Origin of the sequence: Campylobacter sp. US42a (assembly GCF_004379055.1) — a bacterium.
GTDB lineage: Bacteria > Campylobacterota > Campylobacteria > Campylobacterales > Campylobacteraceae > Campylobacter_D > Campylobacter_D jejuni.
In genome coordinates, this window is sequence record NZ_RYYK01000012.1 from 1 (window position 1) to 16,714 (window position 16,714).

A 16,714-nucleotide genomic window follows, 5' to 3' on the forward strand; every position below is an offset into this window, starting at 1 on the left:
GATAAGTTTCTAAAGGCGGTAAAGCTAAATTTGGATTTTCTTTTATCTTTTCTTCATAGGCTTTTTGTTCAAATTTATGCTTATCTTTTATATAAGATAATACATAAGGTATTCTTATATAGCCAAATATACTTTTTGAATTTTCTATCAAAGCCTGTCCTAGTTTATAAGATAGATGGTTTTGAATACGAGCTTTGGCTGAATTAGAATAATTTATTATATTTTTACCAAAATGATAATTCTTATTTTGTTTACTTCTTATTATTAATTCTGAAAAAAAAGCTTTTTTAGGTTCAAATTGGTAAATTTTATGTTTTACAATTTTATTCTCTAAAGCATCAAGATAATAATTTATATCATGTTCTTTATTTACCTTATTAAAATCTGAAAATTGATAATTCCACCATTGTAGCGAAAGAAGTCTTTTTATAGTTTTTTCATCAAATCTATATTTTATTATTCTTCCAGGATTTCCAACAACTACTGCATAAGGCGGTATATCTTTTGTAACAACTGCTCTTTGTCCTATAACACATCCATGCCCTAGTTTAATTCCTTGCTTTATTAAAACTTCTGTTCCAATCCAAACATCGTTACCAATAATAAGGGATTTATTATTGTGTGGGAAATGATTATGTATTTCTCTATATGGAGTAAATTGTCCATTACTTAAAGCGATATTGGAATCATGAAAATGTCCATAGTCTTCATTGTAATATAAACAAGATGAACTAGTAATTAAATCTAAAGGATGTTGATAAGAAAAGAAGCTAATATTAGCTGCTAAAGAACAATATCGACCAACTTTCACAAAAAAAGGAAAATTGTTGAAAGAATATGAATGAGAACCCATTTTATACAAAGAATTACCATGATAAAATATCGAATATTCTTCCAAGAAATCATTATTATTAGGAATTTCTATAATATCTCCAATTTTCAATCTATAATCTTTCATGCAATAAGCTGTGTAGATATTATTTTGTTTTAAATATTCTAAGACATATTGATTTAAAACTATTGTTTCTGAGCGAATTTTTGAATTCATTGTAATAATCTCACTTGTTTATATTTTTAAATTATTATTAACTGTTATTATACTAAAATAATAATTAATAATAATTCAGGATATTAAAATAATGAAAACCGTAGGTGTAGTTATCCCAATCTATAATGTAGAAAAATATTTAAGAGAATGTTTAGATAGTGTTGTCAATCAAACTTATAAAAATTTACAAGTTGTACTTGTAAATGATGGTAGCACAGATGAAAACTCACTCAATATCGCAAAAGAATATACTTTAAAAGATGAAAGATTTATACTTTTTGATAAGGAAAATGGGGGGCAAAGTACCGCAAGAAATGTAGGTATAGAATATTTTTCTGGTGATTTTTGTTTTAATATCATTAACGAAGAACTGCAAGTTGACAAACATCAGTTGGTAGAATTTTCTATAAAAAATAATAATTCTCGTGCTATTAGCAAAATTTACAAAAGTTCTAATTATTTTGCAAATAAAAAAGAAGTGATCAATTTTAAAAATCCAAACATTGATTTTATTGTATTTTTAGATCCTGATGATTATTGGACATTAGATTGCATTGAAGAATGTGTTAAAAGATCAGATAATGTGGATATAGTTTGGTTTGATTATCAGATGTTTTATGATAATATTGAAGAAAAACATTATAAACATAAAACAAATTTAACAAAATCTCAAATGCAAATTTATGAGTACTATAAACCAGAGAAAATTACATCCATGCAATGGCTTGAGAGATGTTTAAAAATTCAAGCCGACCTTCCTTTTTGGTGTGTGTGGGGGGGTATATATTCTTTTGCTTATTTGCAGAAAATAAAATTAAAATTTTTAGATGGCTTAATTCATGAGGATGTACATTTTGGGATGTTGCTTTTTGCTCAAGCTAAGCATATATATGTATTTCCAAAAGTTTTATATTATTATCGTATACGTTCAGCTTCTACTGCTTCTTATGATAAAATAACTACTAAGGCTAATATTACCCCCTATATTGAACATTTGTGTGATGTTTTTGATGGTGATGTTAAAGCAGCTAAAGAATATCATGCAAAAAGCAGTATTTTTTTAAATGCTTGGCATATTAGAGAATTTATTGCCAAGGAGTATGATAAAGAAAAAGGGAAATTACTAGAAGAAGCTTTTTTCATGTTTTTATATTTTTGGTATTTTGATTTTGTGGAGTTAAAACATGATCCTAGAAGAATCAAAGAGCTTTTTAGAGAGCATAAGCCCATTTACGAATGCAATCATAAACGCTATCCCGAATTTGACTTTTTTTGTAAATATGGTTTAGTAAGATATAGAATTCAAAAACAACTTTCTTATAGAATAGGTTATGTTCTTACTCGTGTTAAAATTTATAATTTTTATTTAATTCCTTTTAGATTAATTTTAGAATTTATTAAATTTAAAATGGAAAAAAATAAAAAAAAGCTACCTAAATTAGATGAATATCCTGATTTTAGTGATGTGAATCGGGTTAAAAATCATCTTTCTTATCTTATTGGCGAAGCTTTAATTAAGTCTATAAAACAATGGTATTTAGGCAAACCTTTGATTTTACCTTTTGCTTGGTATGCGATATACAAAAAAAAGAAAACAAAGAAGCCCGACTATAAAAAACAAGTTGCTTATAAACCTTATTTTATCCTTCCTGATCATACTTTGCTTAATATTTCTAAATATAAAAAAGCTATGCAAAGTTCTTTAAGTATTTATTCCAAATTTAATGATGCTTCTAGAGCTATAAACACTGATATAATTTGTGATTATGCTTTTTGCACTTCTAAAGATCGATGGTCTTGGTGGATGGTTGATTTACTTGATACTTATTTTTTGGAGAAAATTAGAATTTTAAATGTTAAGAATACTTTTTTAAGATCTAGTATGCGTGATATCAAAATTTATGTTTCAATCGATAATACACAATGGACACTTATTCCTCAAAATTTTTATATATGGAAATATAATAATTTTGAATGCGATGTTGTTATATCTAATAGAGTTGAAGCAAGATATATAAAAATACTTTTAGAAAGAAAGGTTCTTAGTTTGAGTAAAGTTGAAGTATTTAAAAAAAGAAAAAAGGGTTATATTATATCTTCTAAACCAGATGGATTAGGTATGAGAATAGCTAGCATTTTAGTAGGTATGTATTTAGCTAAAAAAATGAATTTCGAATTCGGATTTTTGTGGCATAACTCTATAGATTTGGCTTTCATGGGGATTACACAATCTTGCAAAGATGAAAAATTGAATTACTTAGGCAATTGTATGGATGAGGTTGATATTGTATTTGGTGAAAGTTTTATTGAGCAATATTTTTTACCATCAGAAGGACTAGAATATAGCCATGGTAATGCTATAAGAAAAGATAAAAGAACTTTTGAGTATCTGACAGATCAAGAAAATTTTGAAAAGGAATGGGGGTGGTATTCTACAGATATTTTGCCAAATTTATGGATCGAAGATTGTAAAGAGAGTGAGTGCTTACATGAAATACAACAGATTTATACTACAATTAATTTTTCAAAACAATATCAAGATATTTTAATTAAGGTTCAAGATGATATTGCGAAATTACAAGCTAAATTTATTGCTTTGCATATTAGAGGCGGGGATATTATTTTTTCAAACATAAGAAAAGCTCCTAGTTTTACTCCTGTTATAGAAAGGCTTTTTCCTTATGAGATTGCTTTAGAGATTGCTATAAAAGAATTGGATAAAAATAATAATATTGTAGTCTTTGGGCAAGATTTAAATGCTAATAAAGAATTGGTTGATTATCTAAAGTCTTTTAAACAATATAATCATTTAAAAATTCTTGATATCAGTTCATTTATAGATCCTAATTATACTGAAATGCAAAGAGCCTTTTTTGAAATTAATTTTATGTCCAAAGCCGAAAAAATTTATTCAGCCAAAGAATCAGTTTTCTCAAAATTAGCAATGATGATTTCTGGAAGCAATAAGTTAATATCTTTTCATGATATTTTTTCAAAAGATGAGCAATTGAAATTGATAATTCAAAATATGAATAAATTGTCTTTACATTTTTTGCAAAAAGCTATGTCTTCATTTCGATTATTTCAACTTTCAAGAGAATTAAATTTGCCATTAGAAAATCAAATTAAATATCTTGATGAGGCTTTAAAATTAGACAATGATAATGATGGATATAGAATTTATAAAATGCAATGTTTATTTATGCAACAAGATTATAATCAGATTAATGAAAATATTAAAATAATTTTGGAAAACCGTTATGAGTCTTTTTTTCAAACCTTATTATCACATTCTTTAGGAGCCTTTAATGACTGTTATCAAGATTATATTAATTTCAATGATGAAAAATATCCATATATTTTTATCGTAGGATTTAAAATTTCTAGTTTTTTAGGCGACCTCAAAAGGGCTCAATATTTAAAATTGATCTTGCTAAAAAATAAAAACAATACTGAAAAAGACTTATTATTGAGATATTTAACTAATGATTGTTTTAGTGCTGTAGGCTATGTTAAATCAGATATCAGATATCAATTAGGGAATGCTTTGATTAAAATGGAAATTATAAAAACATTTCAGATTTTATATAGAGAAAAAAAACAAAATAAACTTCTTAGAGAACATCCTATTGGAAATTTAGACTTAAAATCTTGCTCAGATTATTATGAATCTCTAGAATGTAAAAAACATCTTTCTTATCAATTAGGAGATTTGATACTTAAAGCTCATCAAAACAGATATAAAGGAGCTTATTTTATTTTGCCTTATAAAATATACATGCTTTATAAGAAATTTAAATACAAAAAAGGAAAATAATGGCAATAGAATTTGATATACAAGAATCAAAAATTTTAAAAGGAGTGTATATTATAACTCCTAACAAATTTAGAGATTTAAGGGGTGAAATTTGGACAGCTTTTACAAGTGAAGCTATAGATAAACTCTTGCCAAATGGATTAAAATTTATACACGATAAATTCATACATTCTAAACATAATGTTATCCGCGGTATCCATGGCGATGTAAAAACTTATAAGCTTGCCACTTGTGTTTATGGAGAAGTGCATCAAGTTGTGGTTGATTGCAGAAAAGATTCACCAACTTATTTGAAGCATGAAAGATTCATCATAAATCAAGATAATCAGCAAATCATTTTAGTTCCAGCAGGTTTTGGAAATGCTCATTATGTTAGCAGTGAAAGTGCAGTGTATTACTATAAATGTGCTTATTTAGGAGAATATATGGATGCACATGATCAATTTACTTATGCATGGAATGATGAAAGAATTGGTATAGATTGGCCAACAAATTCTCCTATCCTTTCAGAGCGTGATATTTTAGCGATGAGTAAGGATAAATGATGCAAAAAGATTCTAAAATTTATATAGCAGGGCATGGCGGCACAGCTGGAAGTGCTATTTTAAAAAGATTAAGAGAATTAGGTTTTATTAATATTATTATAAAGAAACATTCAGAATTAGATTTGCTTAATCAAGCAAAAGTTGCAGAGTTTTTTACCAAAGAAAAACCCGAATATATTTTTTTTGCTGCAGCTAAATTAGGCCATTTAGGAGTTAAAGCACCTGCTGATATTTTATATGAGAATTTAACTATGCAAAATAATGTTTTTCATAATGCTTATTTGTGTAATGTAAAAAAACTTATTTTTTTTGGTAGTTCTTGGATGTATCCGCAAAAAGCTATTAATCCTATTAAAGAAGAAGCTTTGTTATGTGATGAGTTAGATTATGTAGCTGAGCCTTATGCAATTTCTAAAATTGCAGGACTTAAAATGGCTGAGGCATATAATTTGCAATATAATACCAATTTTATTTGTGTAGCTTTAACCAATTTATATGGAGAAACTAAAGATTTTGATTTTAAAACAGCTAAGGTATTGCCAGCAATGCTTAGAAAACTTTACCTTGCAAAATTATTACATGAGTCAAGGTATGAAGAACTCATGTTGGATTTAAAAATCAATGATTTAAATGAAGCTAGACAATATTTGAAAGCTCAAGGTATTGATGAACAAAGTGTTGAACTTTGGGGTAGTGGTAAACCAAGGAGAGAATTTATACATAGTCAAGATTTGGCAGATGCTTGCATCTATATCATGCAAAATATTGATTTTAAAGACTTATACAATAAGGATTTCAAAGAGATTAAAAATACTCATATTAATATAGGGACTAATAAAGATCTTACTATTAAAGAATTGGCAGAATTAATTAAAAAAATTGTAGGTTATAAAGGAGAACTTAAGTTTGATACTACTAAGCCTGATAGTTCTATGAATAGATTGCTTAATTGCTCAAAAATTCATTCTTTAGGTTGGAAACATAAAATTGATCTTGAAGATGGTATCAAAATGATGTATGAATGGTATAAAATACAAAATTGATTTTCAAAAATGAAAGGAAAAATATGTCAAAAAAAGTTTTAATTACAGGTGGTGCAGGTTATATAGGTTCGGTTTTAACACCGATTTTACTTGAAAAAGGTTATGAAGTTTGTGTTATTGATAATTTGATGTTTGATCAAATCTCTCTTTTATCTTGTTCTCATAATAAAAATTTTACTTTTATAAATGGCGATGCTATGGATGAAAATCTTATTAGACAAGAGGTAGCAAAAGCTGATATTATTATTCCTCTAGCTGCTTTGGTTGGAGCTCCACTTTGTAAAAGAAATCCAAAATTAGCCAAAATGATCAATTATGAAGCTGTAAAAATGATAAGCGATTTTGCAAGTCCTTCTCAAATATTTATTTATCCTAATACAAATAGCGGTTATGGTATAGGAGAAAAAGATGCAATGTGCACTGAAGAATCTCCCTTGCGTCCTATCTCAGAATATGGGATCGATAAAGTGCACGCGGAGCAATATTTGCTTGATAAAGGAAATTGTGTAACTTTTCGCTTGGCTACTGTTTTTGGAATTTCACCTAGAATGAGACTTGATTTACTTGTTAATGATTTTACCTATCGTGCATATAAAGATAAATTTATAGTGCTTTTTGAAGAGCATTTTAGACGCAATTATATTCATGTTCGCGATGTGGTTAAAGGATTTATTCATGGAATTGAGAATTATGATAAGATGAAGGGTCAGGCTTATAATATGGGATTAAGTTCTGCAAATTTGACTAAAAGACAGCTTGCTGAAACGATTAAAAAGTATATTCCTGATTTTTATATCCATTCAGCCAGCATAGGCGAAGATCCGGATAAAAGAGATTATTTGGTTTCAAATGCTAAATTAGAGGCTACAGGTTGGAAACCAGATAATACTTTAGAAGATGGCATTGAAGAACTTTTAAGAGCGTTTAAAATGATGAAAGTTAATCGCTTTGCAAATGTTTAAATAATATTATATAGAAGTTAAGTATATTTTGCTATAATTTTTATAATAAATTATAGCAAAATAAGTAGTAATCCAATGAAAACTATACGCACACAAACTCCTCTTCGTCTCGGTCTAGCAGGCGGTGGAACTGATATAAATTTATATTGTGATAAATATACAGGTTATGTTTTAAATGCAACTATATCTTTATACGTACATTGCACTTTGATCGAAAGAGAAGATGGAAAAATCATTTTTGATTCTCCTGATACAAATTCTTACTCTGAGTACGAAAGTAAAGAATTTTTAGAAAATGATGGAAAATTAGATATTTTTAAAAGTATTTATAATCGCATTGTAAAAGATTTTACAAAAAAACCTTTGAGTTTTTCTTTGCACACTTATTCAGATGTACCAAGTGGTAGTGGATTAGGTGGAAGTTCAACTTTGGTTGTAGGTATTATAAAAGCTTTTGCAGAGTGGCTTAATCTACCTTTAGGGGAATATGAAATCGCTAAACTTGCTTATGAGATAGAAAGAGAAGATTTAGGCATAGTAGGCGGAGCACAAGATCAATACGCCGCAACTTTTGGTGGTTTTAATTTTATGGAATTTTATAACAATAAAAGAGTTATTGTTAATCCTTTGCGTATTAAAAACTGGATAGCTAGTGAGCTTGAAGCTAGAACTGTGCTTTATTTTACAAATATTACAAGAGAAGCAAAAGATATAGAAGAGCATAAAAAAGGAAAGCTTGGAGATGAAAAATCCCTCGAAGCTATGCACGCTATAAAACAAGATGCTATAAAGATGAAAGAAGCTTTATTTAAGGCGGATTTTGATACTTTGGCGAAAATTTTAGGCAAGTCTTGGCAGTCAAAAAAAATCATTTCAGAAATCGTTAGCAATGATGAACTTGAAAGAATTTATAAACTAGCTATAGATAATGGAGCTTATAGTGGCAAAACTAGTGGAGCAGGAGCTGGTGGATTTATGTTTTTCCTTGTAGATCCTACTAAAAAATACAACCTAATCAAAGCTTTAAGCAAAGAGCAAGGCTGGGTGCAAGATTTTTCATTTACAAAAGAGGGGGTTAAATCATGGAGAATTTAAATTCTTATATAAAAGAACATTTTCGAGAATCGATTTTGGTAAAAGAGCAAATTTTAAAAGATGAGAATTTGATAACTCTTATTAAAAATGCTTCATTAGAAGTCGTAAAAGTTTATAAAAATGGTAACAAAACTTTGCTTGCAGGAAATGGTGGTAGCGCAGCAGATGCACAGCATATTGCAGGGGAATTTGTAAGTAGGTTTTATTTTGATAGACCAGGGATCGCAAGTATTGCACTTTCAACGGACACGAGTATATTAACTGCTATTAGCAATGATTATGGTTATGAAAATTTATTTGCTAGACAAGTGCAAGCTCAAGGAGTTAAGGGAGATGTTTTTATAGGCATTTCAACAAGTGGAAATAGTAAAAATATCTTAAAAGCTCTAGAGCTTTGCAAGCAAAAAGAAATCATAAGTATAGGCTTAAGCGGAGCTAGTGGCGGGGCTATGAATGAGCTTTGTGATTATTGTATAAAAGTGCCTTCAACTTGCACGCCAAGAATTCAAGAAGCGCATATTTTAATAGGACATATTATTTGTGCTATCGTTGAAGAAGAGCTTTTCGGTAAAGGTTTTTCTTGCAAGCAATAATACTTTGTGGTGGCTTAGGAACAAGACTTAAAAGTGTTATAAAGGACATTCCAAAGCCTATGGCACCGATAAATGATAAGCCTTTTTTAGAATTTATTTTTGAGTATCTTAAAAAGCAAGGTATAAAAGAAGTAATTTTAGCAGTATCATACAAATATGAAGTGATGCAAGAATATTTTAAAGACGAGTTTTTAGGCATAAAAATAAAATACAGTATAGAAAAAGAGCCTCTAGGAACGGGTGGAGCTATAAAAGAGGCTTTGAAATTTATAAAAAACGAGGCTTATGTTTTAAATGGCGATACTTTTTTTGACATAGATTTAAGTAAATTAAAGCTAAATAGAAGTAAAATTTGCTTCGCTTTAAAACAAATGAATGATTTTGATAGATATGGCACAGTAAATGTTAATGAGCAAGGTTTTGTGATTTCTTTTGAGGAAAAAATATTTAAAAATCAGGGTTTAATCAATGGTGGAATTTATCTTTTAACTAAAGATATTTTTAATAAATTTGATTTAGAGAAAAAATTTTCTTTTGAAGAGTTTTTACAAGAAAATTATGAAAAACTAAAAGCTAAAGCTCATATTTTTGATGATTATTTTATAGATATTGGTGTGCCTGAGGATTATAGGTTTTTTTATAATTCTCAGATATGATTCTATATTATTTTTTTTAACTCTTTTTCTGTAGTGATAATATCTCCTTTATATCCTTTTTCTCTTAAAGATCTTATAATTTCTTCTTCATATAAAGGCGCTGCTATGATAATGGCTTCAAGGTCTTTAAAATTTTCTATATTTGGTTCTTGAATGATAATTGAAGAATTTTGCAAATACATTCCTTGTTTTCTTATATCAAGATCGAAGCATTTTTTGATTTTTTCTGAGTTATCAATAAAGGTTATAATACCATTTCCATGGGCTCCAGATCCATAAATTGCGATATTTTTATAATCATGCAAAAGATTATTTAATTTTCTTATATTTTCTTGAAATGAGATGTAAATGTTTTTATCAAAAAGTTTAAAACTCAACTTATTTATATCGCATATATTTGTATTTTTTCTAAAAAATAATCCCATATGTTGTTCTCTATAAAAAAAAATTTCATCTATAAATTCACAACCTAAAGACTGTAAAGTGTTAATTAAAATATTTTTTTGATAATATCCGCAGTGATCATTAAAAATTTCATAAAATCTTCTATATTCAATAATTTCTTCGATATTCGGAACTTCTATATATATAATACCATTGTTTTCAAGTAGTTTAACTACATCTTTTAAAAAGCCTAGAGGTGTATTAATATGTTCTAGTAGATGTCTAAATATAATGAAATCAATTTTATGTTCTAGTCTATCTTTTAAAGTATCAAAATTAAAAAATCCGTGTATATGTTTAAGATTATTTATATTTTCCATTTCTAAAGAAACCAAAGATGGATCAACAGTATACATAAATTTTACATTATTTATAAGAGCATTTACCATATCTCCACTTCCTGGAGCAACTTCTAAGCAAGTACCGTTTTTGTTGATATATTTTAGACATTTATCTTGAATTGTTTTTATATTATTGCTCATGGCTTTTGAGACTATTTTGCGGGAAAAATAGCCTTCACTTTGGTATTCTTTAGAGATTTTATTTAAATCAAACGTCGAGTTATAGATGTATCCACAATCTTGACACTGTGTAAAAGTTATAGTATTGTTACCTTTACAATACCCCCCCCCCGTCATCATTAGTTGTTATAGTTGTTTTTATTTGGGTCGGGTTTTTATCAAGTTTTCCTGAAGAAGTAAAAGCATTTAAAGTCTTAAAAAGTTCTTTTTGATTATTTTTACTTTGGCATAATGGACAATGCATAATTTCTCCTATTTTTTAAATTTTTGGATATTCTATTATACTAAATTATGTTAATATTACTCTTTATGAAAAATAATTATAGGACTATAAGTGACTGAGTGTAAAAATCATGAAAACCTTGCTTATTGATTTAGATGGAACTTTGACAATTGATGAAGAGAATGTAGATTATATTGATAAAAAACCAAATATTATTTTAATCAAAACTTTAAAAGAGTATAAAAAACAAGGTTTTAAAATCAATATTTTTACAAGTCGTAACATGCGTACATTTGATGGTAAACTTGAAAAAATTAAAACTCATACCTTACCTACAATTATCACTTGGCTTCAAAAACATGATGTACCGTATGATGAGATAATCATAGGTAAACCTTGGTGTGGATATGATGGGTTTTACATAGATGATAAAGCCATTCGTCCGTCCGAATTTATAAGTTTAAATTATGAGCAAATTAAAGAGCTTTTAAAAAAAGAAAACCCTCATAAAGATGGTGGTAATAAATGATACTCATAACTTCTGCAAGATATTCATCTTCTGATTTTACTTTAGAATTTGGAAAAATCCCTCCATCTTTTCTACCACTTGGCAATAAAAGATTGTATGAATATCAAATAGAGCTTTTTAAAAATTTTAATCAAAAAATTTTTTTATCTTTACCTAGCGATTTTAAGTTAAGTAAATTTGATGAGAAAAAATTAAAAGAACTTAATGTTGAAATTTTATTTGTGCCAAATAATTTATCTTTAGGTGAATCTGTGGTTTATTGTTTAAATGTTTGTTGTGCTTTTGATGAAAAACTTTATATTTTACATGGGGATACTTTTTTTAAAGAACTTGCATTTAAAGAAAACTCTTTACAGGTTACAAAAGTTAAGGAAAATTATGATTGGGCTTATTTGAATGATGAATTTAATATACTGTCAAAAACATTAGAAGATGATTTGATTTTAGCAGGAGCTTATAGTTTTTCTCATCCTCAGTTTTTGATAAAATGTATAGTTGAAAGTAGTTATTCTTTCGTGGATGGTATAAAGACTTATTCTAAAGCTTATGCTTTTGATATTATAAAAAATGATACTTGGCTTGATTTTGGTCTTATAACAAGTTATTTTCACTCCAAAAAAGCTGTAAGCACACAAAGAAATTTTAACAATATAGATATTTCAAATGGCTATATAAAAAAGTCTTCTTCTTGGCAAGAAAAAATAAAAGCAGAGATTAATTGGTTTGATATTTTACCTAAAGAACTATTTATCTATACCCCTAAAGTTATAACTTATGAGGATAGTTATAAAATAGAATATCTTTGCAATAATACTTTAGCAGAGTTATATATTTTTGGAAAATTACCTAGTTATGTTTGGAAAAGAATGTTTAAGTCTTTAAAAGAATTTTTAGATAAGTTACATTCTTTTAAAAGCAATGATAAAGATATAAATTTTAATTGCAAAGAAAAAACTTTAAAAAGATTACAAGAATTTAGTAAACAAAGCGGAATTGATTTGCATAAAAATATTGTTATCAATTCAAAATCTTATCCAAGTATTTTGACTTTAGTAGATAAGCTAGATTTTTATATGAACGATATGAATGAAATCTCATTAATACATGGAGATTTTTGTTTTTCAAATATTATGTATGATTTTAGAGCTGGTGCTATAAAAACCTTTGATCCAAGGGGATTTGATTTTAATGGAAAAATTACTCCTTATGGAGATAAAAAATATGATTTTGCAAAATTAGTTCATTCTGTTTTTGGGCTTTATGACTTTATTATTGCAGGATTTTTTGAGTGTAAATTTAATGGTAATAACATAGAGTTTTTTATAGAAGAAGATATAAATATTTTGGATATTCAAAAAGAATTTTTAAATATATTTGATATAGATGATAATATTAAAGCTTTGACTTTGCATTTGTTTTTATCTATGTTGCCTTTACATAATGATTTTAAAGAAAAGCAAATAGCATTTTTAGCAAATGCTTTTATGCTTTATGATAAATTTTTTAAGGAGAGCAAATGATTATAATCTTTCCTATGGCAGGGTTAAGTAGTCGTTTTGCAAAGGCGGGTTATGATAAACCTAAATATATGCTTGATGTAAAAGGAAATAGTGTTTTTTTTCATGCTGTAAGTAGTTTTAAAAAATATTTTAAAGACTTTAATTTTCTTTTTATATATAGGGAAATTGAAAATACTAGTGATTTTATAAAAGAAGAGTGTGAAAAATTGGGAATAAAATCTTACGAAAGTGTAAGATTAGAACAAGAAACTTTAGGTCAAGCCCATACAGTAAGACTTGGTTTGGAAAGAGCAAATATTAAAGATGATGAGAGTATTTTAATTTTTAACATTGATACTTTTAGGCCAAATTTTTCTTTACCTACTACCTTGGATTTTTGTAAAATTGATGGCTATTTAGAGGTATTTGAGGCAGATGGAGAACAATGGAGTTTTGTTTTAGCTGATGAAAATGACAATGTGATTAAAACTGCAGAAAAAGAAAGAATTTCAAACCTTTGTAGTAGTGGGCTTTATTATTTTAAAAAAACAAAAGATTTTAAAGAAATTTTTGATAGAATGAAAGCTGAAAATGATTTTACTAAAGGAGAATTATATATAGCTCCTATGTATAATTATTTTATAAAAAAAGATTTCCTCGTAAAATATCATAAAATTTCATTAGATGAAATTATATTTTGCGGAACACCTGATGAGTATGGAAGGGTAAAAAATTAATGAGAAAGGTTAATTTAATCAAACGTCAAAAATGCGTCATAGATAATACAGAATTAGAGCTTTTATCTAGAGATGAATTTCCTTTGTTTTGTGGTTGTGTTGAAAGTGATTTAAAAGATGATTTGATTTGTGAGCAAGAATGGGTTATTTCTAAAGAAGGTGTGATTCAGCTTAAAAATCTTATTCCTTTAGAAATTTTATATGCAAATGGACATGATGCTGGGGTTGTTGGAGCTCTTTGGGAAGAGCATCATAGAGAATTTGCAGATTTTATCATAAAAAGTAATCCTAAGAGTATTTTAGAGATAGGTGGAGGACACGGAAAACTTTCGCAAAATTGCTTAAGTTTAGCCGATATAAAATGGACTATAGTTGAGCCTAATTCAGAAAATAAACATAAAAATGTTGACTATATAGATGGATTTTTTCATAAAGAAATTTTCAACAATAGAAGCTTTGATACTATTACTCATAGTCATACTTTTGAGCATATTTATAACCCTCATGAATTTTTAGAAGAAATTTCCTCTGCTTTGATGGAGAGAGAGGGGGGGGGTAAAATGATATTTTCACTACCAAATATGGAAAAATGGCTTGAAAATAAATTTACAAATTGTCTTAATTTTGAACATACCATATTTTTAAGTGAAAATATTTTAGAGTTTTTATTACAAAAACATAAGTTTAAGATAATTCAAAAACAGTATTTTAAAGAACACAGTATTTTTTATCATGTTTGTAAAGATGAAAGCATCAATACTCAAAATATAGTTTTGAAAAATGAATATGAGAAAAATAAAAAGTTATTTTTAGATATGAAAAAATATTATCAAGAGAAAATTTTATATTTAAATGAAATTTTAGAAAATACTACTAAAAAAGTTTATCTTTTTGGAGCACATTTATTTGGACAATATTTGATCTTTCAAGGTTTAAATATTAAAAAAATTATAAATATTTTAGATAATAATCCAAGTAAACAAGAAAAAAGACTTTATGGAACAAAATTCATAGTCAAATCACCAAAAATCTTAAAAGATCAAGATAACTCCTTGGTGATTTTAAATGCTGGTGTTTATAATGATGAAATAGAAAAAGATATTTTGGAGAATATTAATAATAAAGTTCAAATTATAAGATTTTAATGGAGTGGCAAATGATAGACAATCTTTTTAGTATTAAACAACAAATTAAAAAAGCGATACAATATTGGAAGTTTGATTTAGCTGAGTATATATATGAAACTAACTATTTAAACTATAAGGAACTTAAGGTTGAATATGTTTATTTTTTAATACAAACGGGACAATTGAACAAGATAATATTTTTATTTCAAGATGAGCAAGATAATTTTTTGATTGAAAAGTGTTATTTTTTAAAACAAGATATAAATTTAAAGCAATTGATTTTTTACTTAAAAAATATCGATAATTTAATTATTGGGAATATTGATTTTAGTAATTTATTTACGGACTATTTTTTTGTGAAATTATATGAATTTAATTGTAAATTGAAATATGGTAACATTACAGCAAAAAATATTGAGGAAAATTTTAATTTTATTTTATATCAATCTGCATATGAAATAAGCAAAGCTTATTATATTGCAAAAATAATTGATTATTTTTTAGTTTCAAATAAGAAAGAAGATGAAAAATTCTTTGTTCCATTAGAGTATAATAAACTACCTTATAGTATTTTATCATCTTTGCAAAGAGACTTTCCCTCTCATTATGGCTCGATAATGTATTATGACCTTTTTACTAAAAAAACCAAAGATATTATTAATAAAACTATAACAATAACCCCTATTCCTAAAATTGCCATATGCTTATATGGTTTATTTAGAGGTGATTGGAAAAAAACTTTAGAAAGAACTCTTGAGCAATTTGCCAAACCATTAAATGCAGATGTTTTTATTTTTACTTGGGAGCACTATGCTCAATGGTCCGGTTTTGCGGGAGGTCCTACATGGGCTTGGAGGGTATTAAATGAGGATATTAGAAAAATTATGCCAGATGAATTGAAGAATAATAATGATATGTGGAAATTGTTTCCAAGAGTAACTTCAAAATTATGTGCAGAGTATATGGCTCCTTTGAAATTAGATGATTTAGAGAATATTAAATTAGAATACCCTTGTATAAAAACTATTTATACAGAAAATCAAAAAGAATTTGAACAAAGTCGTACTCCAGATAACCCGTTTAGTGTAAATGGAACTTCATATTTGCAATATGGAGTTTGGAAATCATTTCAATTGGCTCAAGAATATGAATATAAAAATAACATAAAGTATGATTTTGTTGCTATCATTCGAAATGATAGCGAGCCATGCGGAAGCGCCCCTAGTATTGATGATCTTTTAAAACTTAATTTTAATGATGTTTGTGACAATCATATTCCTGCTGGAATGTTTAGCATTGGAAATATCATTGGTAGAAGATTTGCCATTGAAACATTTGCAAATTGGTATCATTATAGACCTTATTTAGAGACGTCGCCATTGTTTTATTATTCTCCTTTTGCTGCCCATGAATCAGCAATGAAACATTCCTTGGTGCACAATCTTAGAATTTGTAAAGGCTTATTACCTATGATTTATGCGGAAACTTTGTGTCTCAAAGGGATGAGATTGCCTAATATCTCATTAGAATTAAAGCAAGATTTGGAATATTTAAAAAATGATAAAAATCATAGCAAGATAAAGATTCAGGAATTCGAAGATTTTTTTGTTTTTCTTAAAAACTATTTTAAGCCACTTTCAGATAATGCGTATAAATATTCTAGAAATAGTAATGGCGATAATGGTCATTATCATATTCTTGATAACGGTATTATAAAGATCGAAAATTCTTTATCATTTCAATTAGGAAAGGTAATGATAAGTAATTCAAAAACATTTAGCGGTTATATATTAATGCCATTTAAGCTAATTCGTACTATTCAAATATGGAAAAAAAGAAAAAAACATTTTCCTAGCTTACCTTTGCATTTTTACT

General features: G+C 27.3%; 15 protein-coding genes. 12 read left to right on the forward strand and 3 right to left on the reverse strand.

What is annotated here, in order from left to right:
* On the reverse strand, positions 1-1,048 hold a 1,048-nt coding region (locus ELQ10_RS08345), incomplete at its 3' end, for a CatB-related O-acetyltransferase (RefSeq protein ID WP_243833039.1).
* 91 nt (positions 1,049-1,139) lie between these two features.
* Between ELQ10_RS08345 and ELQ10_RS08350 the strand changes: the two genes are divergently transcribed.
* The 7 genes from ELQ10_RS08350 to ELQ10_RS08380 all read left to right on the forward strand — a co-directional run bounded on the left by ELQ10_RS08350 (position 1,140) and on the right by ELQ10_RS08380 (position 9,759).
* Positions 1,140-4,865: a glycosyltransferase gene (locus tag ELQ10_RS08350; protein WP_134250456.1), complete on the forward strand. Its 3,726-nt coding sequence runs from the start codon at positions 1,140-1,142 to the stop codon at positions 4,863-4,865.
* Positions 4,865-5,410 carry a dTDP-4-dehydrorhamnose 3,5-epimerase family protein gene (locus ELQ10_RS08355; protein WP_002858844.1) on the forward strand — a complete coding sequence of 182 codons (546 nt, stop codon included), beginning with the start codon at positions 4,865-4,867 and terminating at the stop codon, positions 5,408-5,410. The genes ELQ10_RS08350 and ELQ10_RS08355 overlap by 1 nt, the downstream gene beginning before the upstream one ends.
* Positions 5,410-6,453 carry a GDP-L-fucose synthase gene (locus tag ELQ10_RS08360; protein WP_070210389.1) on the forward strand — a complete coding sequence of 348 codons (1,044 nt, stop codon included), beginning with the start codon at positions 5,410-5,412 and terminating at the stop codon, positions 6,451-6,453. Before ELQ10_RS08355 ends, ELQ10_RS08360 begins: the two co-directional genes overlap by 1 nt.
* Positions 6,454-6,476: 23 nt before the next feature.
* On the forward strand, positions 6,477-7,415 hold the full coding sequence (locus ELQ10_RS08365) for an NAD-dependent epimerase/dehydratase (protein WP_058000972.1): 939 nt from the start codon (positions 6,477-6,479) through the stop codon (positions 7,413-7,415).
* Between the two features lie 75 nt (positions 7,416-7,490).
* Complete coding sequence (gene hddA / locus ELQ10_RS08370) at positions 7,491-8,510, forward strand: D-glycero-D-manno-heptose 7-phosphate kinase (protein WP_070210388.1); 1,020 nt, start codon at positions 7,491-7,493, stop codon at positions 8,508-8,510.
* Positions 8,498-9,103, forward strand: a complete 606-nt coding sequence (gene gmhA2, locus ELQ10_RS08375) for a D-sedoheptulose 7-phosphate isomerase (protein WP_134250457.1) — start codon at positions 8,498-8,500, stop codon at positions 9,101-9,103. The genes hddA and gmhA2 overlap by 13 nt, the downstream gene beginning before the upstream one ends.
* Positions 9,091-9,759, forward strand: coding sequence for a nucleotidyltransferase family protein (locus ELQ10_RS08380; protein ID WP_070210386.1), 669 nt, complete (start codon positions 9,091-9,093; stop codon positions 9,757-9,759). The genes gmhA2 and ELQ10_RS08380 overlap by 13 nt, the downstream gene beginning before the upstream one ends.
* A gap of 2 nt (positions 9,760-9,761) precedes the next feature.
* Here ELQ10_RS08380 and ELQ10_RS08385 read toward each other — a convergent pair whose 3' ends face one another.
* Complete coding sequence (locus ELQ10_RS08385; protein WP_243833040.1) at positions 9,762-10,844, reverse strand: class I SAM-dependent methyltransferase; 1,083 nt, start codon at positions 10,842-10,844, stop codon at positions 9,762-9,764.
* The gene (locus ELQ10_RS08685; protein ID WP_079860352.1) at positions 10,819-10,968 is read right to left on the reverse strand and encodes a sugar transferase; all 150 of its coding nucleotides are present in this window, start codon (positions 10,966-10,968) and stop codon (positions 10,819-10,821) included. The genes ELQ10_RS08385 and ELQ10_RS08685 overlap by 26 nt, the downstream gene beginning before the upstream one ends.
* Positions 10,969-11,077: 109 nt before the next feature.
* Between ELQ10_RS08685 and ELQ10_RS08390 the strand changes: the two genes are divergently transcribed.
* The 5 genes from ELQ10_RS08390 to ELQ10_RS08410 form a co-directional block, all read left to right on the forward strand.
* Positions 11,078-11,476 carry a capsular biosynthesis protein gene (locus ELQ10_RS08390; protein WP_070210384.1) on the forward strand — a complete coding sequence of 133 codons (399 nt, stop codon included), beginning with the start codon at positions 11,078-11,080 and terminating at the stop codon, positions 11,474-11,476.
* Positions 11,473-12,996, forward strand: a complete 1,524-nt coding sequence (locus ELQ10_RS08395; protein ID WP_070210383.1) for a capsular biosynthesis protein — start codon at positions 11,473-11,475, stop codon at positions 12,994-12,996. The genes ELQ10_RS08390 and ELQ10_RS08395 overlap by 4 nt, the downstream gene beginning before the upstream one ends.
* Positions 12,993-13,712 (forward strand): glycosyltransferase family 2 protein, encoded by a 720-nt coding sequence (locus tag ELQ10_RS08400; protein ID WP_070210382.1) that lies wholly within the window; start codon positions 12,993-12,995, stop codon positions 13,710-13,712. Before ELQ10_RS08395 ends, ELQ10_RS08400 begins: the two co-directional genes overlap by 4 nt.
* A complete protein-coding gene (locus tag ELQ10_RS08405; RefSeq protein WP_134250458.1) occupies positions 13,712-14,857 on the forward strand; it encodes a class I SAM-dependent methyltransferase in 1,146 nt (381 codons plus the stop codon). Before ELQ10_RS08400 ends, ELQ10_RS08405 begins: the two co-directional genes overlap by 1 nt.
* 11 nt (positions 14,858-14,868) lie before the next feature.
* On the forward strand, positions 14,869-16,714 hold a 1,846-nt coding region (locus ELQ10_RS08410), incomplete at its 3' end, for a capsular biosynthesis protein (RefSeq protein ID WP_134250459.1).